This is a genomic window from Bartonella sp. P12B, from assembly GCF_055796185.1.
On sequence record NZ_JBTTDI010000050.1, the window covers coordinates 1 to 1,756 of the forward strand.

Consider the following 1,756-nt stretch of genomic DNA (forward strand, 5'->3'; position numbering starts at 1 on the left):
CAATTCTTTAGAGAGATTATCAGCATAGCGAGCACGGTAATTTTCTGAATGCAAGATTCCATAAACATAATAGAAGATATCCTCTTTGGTAATTTTCTCATTAGAATAAGCTGTTTTAAAATGTGCTAAACTCTCATCAGTAATGGCATTACAACGTTGTAAACCAATACTTTTGCTTTCTTCTGTAGAATTTGCAAATAAATGAGGCTGTTTTTTATTTTTGTTTTTTTTAACCGCAACATCTTCGTAAAGGTATAATGGAAAACATTGGCTAGCACCATCTATCATATTCAAATCAGGTAAATTTTTATTCATCAAAACAGAGAATCCACTTCGTGCTCCTATACCTGTAATTTGTATCACCATATTATTAGCTGCTTTTCCTATAGGGAATATACGCGGCATTTGATAAACCATTTCATTGAAAGCACGATTATAATAGAGCCACTGTCGTGTAAAAGGACGACATAGACTTTGAGTAAGGCACGTCTCTTCAAATTCAAAAACTTTTCCTTTTGCTAATTCTTGTTTAAGCGCACGGCTCCAACTAATTTTTTGTGCATCCGAATTGACAAAATTGTTCACAGCCTTTGCACGTGTTCTACGGTCAGTATGTGGATAGGTCTCGTTAAAACGTTCTACCTCACGATTATAGAAGGTAATCATATTCTTCATATTTTTTGCTAAAGCTTCACGACTTGAGTTGTATACCCAAGCATCACGGCTGGTTACTATACCACAAGAGAATGTTTCAAAAAGTTTTTTACCATGACCTTTCTTAACACCCATAGCTAGGAATGTTTCAAAATTATCATCACGTTGATTTATCCAGTCAGCATGCTTGTCTGGTGTAATCAGTTTCCATTTTTGTTTTTGTGCAAGACCACCAATGCTACCAAAGGACTTGAGTACGGACAGTTTCTTTTCTGTCGTAAGATTATTACCAATATCATGATAGTAAATTTTACACTCTCCAGAAACATTAGGGTTTTTGATAAACAGTGTCACCGCAATACCGGTCATACTACCATTACCAAAAATATTCTCTCCTTCTTGAGCTCTACCACCGCTTAACATATTCTTACGAAGATCACCCCGTAAATTAAGCACATAAATACTGGTAAATTCTTTGGCTAAAGATTTTCGCAAACCATCCATGGCTGGTTTTTCTATATAACCAGAACCAGAAACAAAACCGATAACCCCAGCATTCTCAATACGGTCACTAGCCCAGCGAATTGCGCGTATATAGCTATCATAAAGTGCTCGTATATTAGTTGCTTTTGACTGAGCAGCATAGGTTTCACGAATACGTTTATCAAAGAGTGGATAAGGAGTATTTTTTGCGTTGTCATTTTCGCTTTTTTGTCCAACCGAATAAGGAGGATTACCAAAAATCACTTCAATGTTGAGTTTTTTCTGAAGTTCTAAATATTCACTGTTTTCTTTAAACAATTCTTGTAGCAGATTTTTCTCTTCAAGCATCTGAAAGGTATCGGTCAAACCAATATGTTTGAAGGGAATATAATTTCCTTTCATAAGACTATGATAGGTTGCTTCAATATTAATAGCAGCAATATAATAAGCTAAGAGAACAATCTCATTGGCATGGATATCATGACGGAACTTATATTCCATATCCTCTGGTTTAATGAGATCAGATTGTAACAGCCTTGTGATAAAAGTTCCGGTACCAGTAAAGGGATCAAGTATAGAAACACCCCGTGATCCCAAGCTCTTGCCAAATTCCTTTTGC

General features: G+C 35.8%; 1 protein-coding gene. It reads right to left on the reverse strand.

Annotated features, from left to right (window positions below):
• On the reverse strand, window positions 1-1,756 hold a 1,756-nt coding region (locus AC0QT1_RS08545), incomplete at both ends, for a type ISP restriction/modification enzyme (RefSeq protein WP_473202121.1).